This is a genomic window from Tabrizicola sp. (assembly GCF_031377265.1).
Taxonomy (GTDB): Bacteria; Pseudomonadota; Alphaproteobacteria; order Rhodobacterales; family Rhodobacteraceae; genus JAUYQR01.
Genome location: NZ_JANMET010000288.1, coordinates 1 through 8,560, shown reverse-complemented (window position 1 = coordinate 8,560; position 8,560 = coordinate 1). Strand labels below are relative to the sequence as shown.

General features: G+C 63.9%; 8 protein-coding genes. 2 read left to right on the top strand and 6 right to left on the bottom strand.

Going from position 1 to position 8,560, the window contains the following annotated elements; all coding sequences use genetic code 11:
- Window positions 1–173 precede the first annotated feature (173 nt).
- Window positions 174–1,148, bottom strand: coding sequence for a glyceraldehyde 3-phosphate dehydrogenase NAD-binding domain-containing protein (locus RMO18_RS16090; RefSeq protein ID WP_309667269.1), 975 nt, complete (start codon window positions 1,146–1,148; stop codon window positions 174–176).
- Between the two features lie 121 nt (window positions 1,149–1,269).
- On the opposite strand from RMO18_RS16090, the gene RMO18_RS16085 reads away from it, so the two are divergent.
- Complete coding sequence (locus RMO18_RS16085; RefSeq protein WP_309667267.1) at window positions 1,270–1,947, top strand: thiopurine S-methyltransferase; 678 nt, start codon at window positions 1,270–1,272, stop codon at window positions 1,945–1,947.
- Window positions 1,948–1,961: 14 nt separating this feature from the next.
- On the opposite strand, the gene bhcD is transcribed toward RMO18_RS16085, so the two are convergent.
- The 4 genes from bhcD to bhcA all read right to left on the bottom strand — a co-directional run bounded on the left by bhcD (window position 1,962) and on the right by bhcA (window position 6,326).
- Window positions 1,962–2,921 (bottom strand): iminosuccinate reductase BhcD, encoded by a 960-nt coding sequence (gene bhcD, locus RMO18_RS16080; protein WP_309667266.1) that lies wholly within the window; start codon window positions 2,919–2,921, stop codon window positions 1,962–1,964.
- Between the two features lie 79 nt (window positions 2,922–3,000).
- Window positions 3,001–4,164 carry a 3-hydroxy-D-aspartate aldolase BhcC gene (bhcC, locus tag RMO18_RS16075; RefSeq protein ID WP_309667265.1) on the bottom strand — a complete coding sequence of 388 codons (1,164 nt, stop codon included), beginning with the start codon at window positions 4,162–4,164 and terminating at the stop codon, window positions 3,001–3,003.
- Window positions 4,165–4,168: 4 nt separating this feature from the next.
- Window positions 4,169–5,140, bottom strand: a complete 972-nt coding sequence (gene bhcB, locus RMO18_RS16070; RefSeq protein ID WP_309667264.1) for a beta-hydroxyaspartate dehydratase BhcB — start codon at window positions 5,138–5,140, stop codon at window positions 4,169–4,171.
- 1 nt (window position 5,141) lies between these two features.
- Window positions 5,142–6,326, bottom strand: coding sequence for an L-aspartate--glyoxylate aminotransferase BhcA (gene bhcA / locus RMO18_RS16065; RefSeq protein WP_309667263.1), 1,185 nt, complete (start codon window positions 6,324–6,326; stop codon window positions 5,142–5,144).
- Window positions 6,327–6,484: 158 nt separating this feature from the next.
- Here bhcA and bhcR point away from each other — a divergent pair, with 158 nt between their 5' ends.
- Window positions 6,485–7,294 (top strand): HTH-type transcriptional regulator BhcR, encoded by an 810-nt coding sequence (gene bhcR, locus RMO18_RS16060; RefSeq protein WP_309667261.1) that lies wholly within the window; start codon window positions 6,485–6,487, stop codon window positions 7,292–7,294.
- On the opposite strand, the gene RMO18_RS16055 is transcribed toward bhcR, so the two are convergent.
- Window positions 7,291–7,992, bottom strand: coding sequence for a tellurite resistance TerB family protein (locus tag RMO18_RS16055; RefSeq protein ID WP_309667259.1), 702 nt, complete (start codon window positions 7,990–7,992; stop codon window positions 7,291–7,293). The two genes, bhcR and RMO18_RS16055, sit on opposite strands and share 4 nt — an antisense overlap.
- Between the last annotated feature and the right edge of the window lie 568 nt (window positions 7,993–8,560).

Here is an 8,560-nt window from a genome sequence, read left to right as displayed (position 1 = left end):
CCCCCCCCCCCCCCCCCCCCCCCCCCCCCCCCCCCCCCCCCCCCCCCCCCCCCCCCCCCCTCCCCACCCCACCCCGGAAGCCCTAACAGCCCCCGAATCCTTACCAAACCCTTAATCCAACACCCCTAACCCCTTGATTTCCCTAACCCCGCACCCCTGTCCACGCGTGGACATCACCCCATCAGCCCCGCCACATCCAGCATCCGGTTGGAAAACCCCCACTCATTGTCATACCACCCGAACACCCGGAGCAGCCCCTGCGGCGTCACCCGCGTCTCCGGGCAGGCCATCACGATACTCTCCCCCCGCGCCCGCAAATCCGAAGACACCAGCGCCTGGTCCACAGCCCCGATCACCCCGCCCACAGCCCGGAACGCCGCATTCACCGCCTCCACCGAAGCCACCCTCTCCGTCACCACCGAAAGGTCCACGCAAGACACCGACGCCACCGGCACCCGCACCGCCGACCCCATGATCCGCCCCGCCAACCCCGGCAGCACCTGATCCAGCAACCGCTGCGCCGAGGTCGTCGTCGGCACCATCGACAACGCCGCCGCCCGGCTCCGCGCAAAATCCGCCCCCGGCGCATCCATTGTCGGCTGCGATCCCGTGTAGCAGTGGATCGTCGTCATCGACCCCGTGACCACCCCCCAACCCTCGTCCAGCATCCGCACCAAAGGCGCCAAAGCATTGGTGGTGCAGGACGCGTTCGACACGATCCGCTGATCCCCAAGCTGCTCCTCGTTCGCCCCCATCACCACAGTCACGTCAGCCGCCGCCGACGGCCCCGACACCAGCACCCGCCCCGCACCCGCCTGCAATCCTCGCGCCGCCACCTCCCGCGCATCCGCCCGGCCTGTGCATTCCATCACCACATCGACGCCGCGCAGGTCCAAGCCCGAGATATCCCCCGTCCGGTACAGCGCGATTGCCCGCCCATCCACCACCAGCGCCCCATCCACCAGCGCGACCGTCCCGCGCCACGGACCGAACACCGAGTCATATTCGAAAAGATAGGCACACATCTCCGGGCCTGCGATGTCGTTGATCCCGACCACTTCCAGCCCCGGCCAACGCTCCGGCCCTTGCGCCCAGGCCCGCAGCACCGACCGCCCGATCCGCCCGAACCCATTGATAAAGACGCGCATGCTGAACCCTCCGCCTGTCCAAGTCTGACCACGCAGAGTTCCTTGGTTCAATGACGATCACGCCCCCTTTTGATCAAATCTTGTACCCGAAACAAACCCGTGACCGCGCTCAAGTCCCCCCTTGGGCAAACCACCGCAATCCCCGACCCTCTCTCCAAAGAGGAACTCCATTGACCACGACTTCTGGCTTTGCCGCAGGAACGGCAACCAGATCGGATTTCACGCGGTCGAAGCCAATGCTCGCCCCATAGCGCATCTTCATGCCTTGTCAGCCGCACCAGGCTCGCGCATCTTCTTCCCCCTTGGCGGCAAGACCCGCGACATCGCCTCGCTCCTCTCCAAGGGCCATGCCGTGATCGGGGTGGAGCTGAGCGAGCTTGCGATCCAGCACCCGTTCGACGAACTGGGCGCCAAACCCGAAATCGCCGATGCAGGCCCGATGCGCCACTACAGCGCCCCGAACCTTGATGTCTTCGTAGGCGATTTCGTCGTTCTGACGCCTTATGCGACCAGGCATCTCGATGATGTCTATGACAGGGCGGCCTTGATCGCGCTGCCCACCGACATGCGCACCCGCTATGTCGCCCATGTGACCCGCTTCACACATCGCGCACCACAACTTGTGATCTGTTTTGAATACGATCAGACCTTGATGGACGGCCCGGCCTTTTCTATCAACGAGGACGAACTTCGTCCCCTTTACGTCGCGCACTGTGGCCTGACGCTCTGGGACTTCGGTCCTTCCGCCGGTGGCCCCGGTTGGGTCGCAGCACCGGAAATAGCCTGGCGTTTGCGATAAAGCATACCGGCCGATCAGACCTCGACCAGCGTCCCAAGCCCACGTTCCGCGGCCCGACGCACCGCCACCCCCGCTACCGCAAGGTCCTGCAACCCGACCCCTGTCCCGTCAAACAGCGTCACCTCACCCGCCGACGTCCGCCCGGCATGCGCGCCCACCAATACCGCCCCAAGCGGCGTGATCGCCGAGGCCACCTTCAACCCCATCCCTACCGCATGCTGCGCCTCGCCCAGCGTCACCGACTGCGCAACTTCATCCGCAAAGACCGTCGCCCGCGCCACCAGCGCCGGCTCCACCTCTTGCTTGCCGACAGTATCGGTTCCCATGCAGGCCAGATGGCACCCGTCCGCCACATGCGCCGACATCAAACTCGCCGCCGGTGACGAAGTGATCGTGATGATCACATCCGCCTCCACCATCCGCTCCAACCCGACCGCCTCGAACGGCAAGCCCAGCTCCGCCGCAATGGCCCCAAGCTTCGGCAGCATCTCGGGATGCAGGTTCCATGCGATCACGCGGTCAAACCTACGCACCCGCGCCGCCGCCCGCAGTTGGAACCCCGCCTGATGCCCAGCCCCGACAATCCCCAGCACCTTCGCATCCGCCCGCGCCAGCCGGTCGATGGAAATCGCACTCGCCGCTGCCGTGCGCAGCGCCGTCAGCAACCCGCCCCCAACCATGGCGGTCGGCCGCCCGGTCTCGGGGTCGAATAGGAACACGGTCGACTGGTGGTTGATGATTCCCTTTGCGGCATTGCCGGGAAAGTACCCCCCCGCCTTCACCCCAAGCATACCGCCAGCCCGGTCCAACCCGGACTTGAACCCGTACTGCCGCCCCTCGCCCAGTGCCTCGCGCACCACGGGAAAGTTGTACGCGTCCCCCCGCGCCATCGCGGCAAAGGTCGCCTCAACTGCAGCAAAGGCGTCCTCCGCCGACACCAGCCCCGCAATCAGCGCCTCTGGAACAATCAACATGCATCCACCGCTTTCATCTGTCCAAAAATATCCCCGCCGGAGGCTCCGACAAAGATGCAGAACCCTCCGGCCGGCAGGATCAATACGCCTTGCCGCGCGCCGACACCGGCCAGACGACCTCTACCTTGCCGCCGCGCACACCCACATACCAGTCATGCACATTGCAGGTCGGATCGCAGTGTCCGGGCACCAACTTCAGCTTGTCATTGACCTTGAGCACACCGCCCAGATCCTCGACCACCCCATGCTCATCGCTGCATTTGACGTATTTCACATCCGTCCGCCCGAACACCACCGGCAGCCCGCTGTCCACCGACTGCGCCTTCAGACCCGCATCGACAATCGCCTTGTCAGCCTTCGCGTGGCTCATCACCGAGGTCAGGATAAACAGCGCATTCTCCCACTCACCTTGGTCGATCCGCTTGCCATCCTTGTCGAGGATGCGGCCATAATCCGCATCCATGAAGGCATAGCTTCCGCATTGCAGCTCGTTGTAAACGCCCGAAGTGCTCTCGAAGTAATAGCTGCCCGTGCCGCCGCCGCCGACAATGTCGCAGTCGATCCCGTCTGCCTTAAGCGTGTCGACAGCATCCTTTACCTGCGCCACCGCCAGATCGATCTTGGCCTTGCGGTCGTCATAGCTGTCCATGTGCTGCATCGCGCCCTGATAGGCTTGGATACCACTGAATTTCAGCCCAGGTGCCGCCGCGACGGCCTTGGCAATCGCCACCACCTCTGGCGTGGTTTTCACCCCGCAGCGCCCGGCGCCGCAGTCAATCTCCACCAGACACTCGATCGTGGTGCCATGCCGCACCGCTGCCGCCGACAGGTCGGCCACGTTGTCCAGCATATCCACGCAGCAGATCGTCCGCGCCCCAAGCTTTGGCAGCCGCGCCAGCCGGTCGATCTTGGCCAGGTCGCGCACCTGATTTGAAACGAGAACATCCTTGATCCCGCCCCGCGCAAACACCTCCGCCTCCGACACTTTCTGGCAGCACACCCCGACAGACCCGCCCAGTCTTTCCTGCAACAGCGCCACGTCTACCGACTTGTGCATCTTGCCATGCACCCGGTGGCGCATGCCGTGGGCTTTGGCATAATCGCCCATCTTCTTGATGTTGCGCTCCAGCGCATCGAGGTCGAGCACCAGGCAAGGCGTCTGGATGTCCTTCTCGTCCATCCCCGGCAGCGCGGGAATGTCGTAGCCGACCTCAAGTCCTGCAAAATTCGCGTGGCTGTTCATGGTGTTACCCTTTCATCCAAGGCAAAGTATCCAGATCGACGTTGCCGCCGGTGATGATGACGCCAACACGGCGCCCCCGGAAAACCTCCGGATTGGCGAGGATCGTGGCCAACGGCACGGCGCAGCTGGCCTCGATGATGATCTTCATCCGCTTCCAGGTCAGCTTCATCGCGTCGATGATCTCGTCCTCGGTCGCGGTGAAAATGTCGGTCACATGGTTGCTGACGAAATGCCATGTCAGGTCCTTCAGCGGCACCTTAAGCCCATCGGCCACCGTCTCCGGCGCATCATCGGCAATGATGTGACCGGCCTTGAAGCTGCGAAAGGCGTCGTCGGCATTCTTCGGCTCGGCGGCATAGACATCCACCCCCGGCGCGGTCGATGAAACCGTCAGGCACGTCCCTGAAATCATTCCCCCGCCACCAATCGGCGCAATCACCGCATCCAGCCCCGCCACCTGTTCCAACAGCTCACGCGAGCATGTTCCCTGCCCCGCAATCACCCTTGGATCGTTGTAAGGATGCACGAAATCCGCCCCGGTCCGGGCCTGCACTTCGGCAAACACCGCCTCGCGCGAACTGGTGGACGGCTCGCATTCCACAATCACCCCGCCATAGCCCCGTACCGCATCCTTCTTCGCTTGCGGAGCCGTGCGCGGCATCACGACGTTACAAGGAACCCCCCGCCGCCCCGCCGCATAAGACAGGCTCAGCGCATGGTTGCCGCTGGAATGCGTCGCCACCCCTTTGGCAAGCTGGTCCTCCCGCAACCCGAACACCGCATTCGACGCGCCGCGCACCTTGAATGCGCCGGCCTTCTGAAAGTTCTCGCACTTGAAGAACAGCTCCGCCCCCGTCAACTCGTTGAAATAGCTGGAGGTCAGCACCGGCGTGCGGTGGATGTAGGGCATGATCCGTGCATGTGCCGCCAGCACGTCGTCATAGGTAGGGATCACCAAAGGGGCCATATCGTTCATCTCATGCCGCGGCTTTCGCCGCCTCCTTCGCGCCGTTGCGGTAATAGTCCTGCGCCGCCGCCACGCCGGACCCGAGCGTGATGGGCCACCCCAGATCGGCCATGCACATCTCGGCCGTGGCCAACCCCGACAGCATCATCACATCTGTCAGGCTGCCTAGGTGGCCGATGCGGAACACCTTGCCCGCAACCTCGCCCAGGCCGACGCCGAACGCCACGCCATACTTGCTGGCCGACAGTTGCACGAGGTCGGTGCCGTTGCAGCCCGCAGGTACCACAACCGCCGTTACCGTGTCGGAATACAGCTCCGGCGAGGCGGCACAGGGCACCATCCCCCAAGCCGCAATCGCGCGGCGCACGCCTTCGGCGATGCGGTGATGCCGGGCGTAAACCGCCTCCAACCCCTCATCCTCCAGCAACTGCACCGCATGCGCGAGGCCATTGATCAGGCCCACCGGCGGCGTATAGGGAAACCCGCCCGCCGCGTAAGACTTCAGCATGTCCTTGAAATCAAAGAACGTGCGCGGCAGCTTTGCCGTCTCCATCGCGGCAATCGCCTTGGGGCTGATCCCGAGGATCGCCAATCCCGCAGGCAGCATGAACCCCTTCTGGCTGCCCGCCACCGCGATATCCACGCCCCAAGCGGCCATATCGAACGGCATCGACCCGATCGAGGACACGCCGTCGACAAAGAACAGCGCCGGATGATCGCCCATCGCCACCCGGATGCCGCCAATATCCGACCGGACGCCCGTGGCGGTTTCGTTGTGCGTCGCTAGCACGGCCTTGATCTTGTGGCCTTTGTCCGCCTTCAACGCCGCGGCGATCTTGTCCAACGGCGCACCCTGGCCCCAAGGCGTCTCGATGATCTCGACGTTCAGCCCATGGCGCTGGCACATGTCGATCCAGCGGTGGCTGAACATCCCGAACCGCGCCGCAAGCACGGTATCGCCGGGTGACAGCGTGTTGGAAATCGCCGCCTCCCAGCCACCGGTGCCGGTGGATGGCAGAATGATCACCTCGCCCTCCCCCATCCCCAGCACCTTTTTCACCCCAGCGACCGCCGGCTTGAACACCCGCGCAAAGGCGGGCGAGCGGTGGTCGATGGTCGGCATGTCGCAGGCTTTGCGAACGCTTTCAGGAATGTTCGTCGGGCCGGGAATGAAAACCGGGTTCTGGAAGGACATGCTGGCTCTCCGCTGCTTGATAAGCCTTTGTAGCCGATGCCAGCGCTGCCTCCTATTTTTTCGAAAATGTTTTTCAGAATGCTGCAAGCATGGTATTCAACTGCGAAATCAAGGGCTCGCGGTTTTTCAACTCAGCCCGATCATAAGAAAGACACAGCATGCCCGTCAAACCGCGCGGCCGCCCGAAGGCGTTCAACGACAAGACCGACCAGAACACCGTGCAGGCGCTGGACCGGGCGCTGGGGTTGCTGGAGCATCTGGCGCAAGGCCCCGGCCGCACCTTGAGCGAACTGGCCGAGGAAACCGGGCTGGCGGTGGCAACCGTGTTCCGCGCGCTTGTCACCCTACAAGGTCACGGCATGGTCGAGGTGGAGGAACCCGGCCAGGTCTGGCACATCGGTGCTGGGGCCTTCCGCGTGGGCACCGCCTTTCTGCGCCGCACCAAGGTGGTCGAACGTGCCCGCCAGCCAATGGACCAACTGATGCGCGACACCGGCGAGACGGCAAATCTTGGCGTCGAGGTGCGTGGCGAAGTGCTGTTTCTGGCGCAGGTCGAAACGACCGAGGCGATCCGGGCGTTCTTTCCGCCCGGCACCAAAGGCCCGATGCATTCCAGCGGCATCGGCAAGGCCCTGCTCGCCTGGTATCCGGAAGAGCGGGCACGCGACATCATCGCGCGGCAAGGCTTGCAGAAATTCACCTCGCTGACGCTGACCTCGGACTCGGCGCTGTTGCGCGACCTTGCCCGCACCCGCGACCGCGGCTTTGCAATTGACGATCAGGAACGCGCCGAGGGCATGCGTTGTATCGCCGCGCCAATCTTCAATGCCTACGGTGAACCTGTGGCGGGGCTGTCGGTGTCAGGCCCCGCCTTCCGCGTCGGGCTGTCGGATGCCAGCCGGTTCGGCGCACTTGTCCGCGCTGCAGCAGATCAGGTGACCGAAGCAACCGGCGGCAACCGACCCTAGCCCAGCTGTGCTGCCTTGGCATGCAGATGCGCCACCAGCCCCGCATCAAGGGTTAGCTGCGCGGCCAGCTTGGCGAGGTACTCCTTTTCGTCCGCCGCATCCTCATCCACCACCAACAACGACGCGGCATAGATCTGCGTCGCTTCTTCTTCGGTCGTTGCCAGCGCTGCCACCCGGTTCACGTCCAGCGGCAGGTCCAGTTCCGCCGCGATCATCGCCATGGCTTCATCGCCCAGACCAAGGTTCGCCAACTGCCCATCGATCCGCGCACGCTCATCCGCCGTGACGTGCCCGTCGGCCTTGGCGGCGGCAATCATCGCCTGCAGGATCCGCGTCGCAAGATCATCTGCCGCATCGGCATCGGCGGGGTGAAACGCGCTGCCACTCGGCGCGGGCAGGTTGACCGGACCATCCGCAGCCGTCACCGACCTACCCGCCTTCCAATCCTCATAGGCCTTGTAGGCCAGCCCGCCGATCAACGCCGCGCCACCGATCTTTGCCCCGGTGCCCAGAAGCCTGCGCCCGCCGCTGGTCAGCAGCACCCCCAAAAGCCCCCCAGCAATCGCCCCCTTGCCCAGCGTGGACTGATCGCTCCACGCGCCTTTGGCCTTGTCGGTCAATCCCTTGACCCCCTGCCCGCCAGCCATTTGCGACAGGCTTCCCATCAGATTGTCGAGCAATGACTTTGCATTCAGCATGGCCGCCTCCCTATGAAATTTCGCCAGATATGGGGGTCGGAGTGCAAAGCCAAAATGACACGCAAATGCATCGGCAAACCCTCGCCGATCTGGCGGGATGGCGGAATACCGCCAGCGATGTTGCGGGATGGCATGAACAATCGGAAGGTTGGCGATCACGGGCAAAGCGTCTTGCGTCAGGACAGCCGTTTGATCCGGACGTTTGCTGAAGCAGGGCTTTCGACGAGGGCGAAGGCAGCACCTTGCGACCTGGACGTGACGACCTTGCCCGCTGTCATCGCTGCAGTACAATGATCGCAGGGGTGGCTTGCGCAATTGATCCGGGAACTCAGCAGCAACCCGAAGACTGCGGCGTCGGGGCGGAACGTTGCGCCGGCATCAAATCAATCACAACACCGAGAATCCGTGCCAAAGGTTGCACGCCGGGGGGCGTTGTTGCACAACTCTGTCCGCAAAGGATTCACAACGTGAATCCATGCGGTTAGACAGGCGGCATGAGCAAACCAACAGCCGCCCGCTACCGCACCACGAACTGGTCCCGCTACAGCCCTCACTGAAGAAGCGTGGT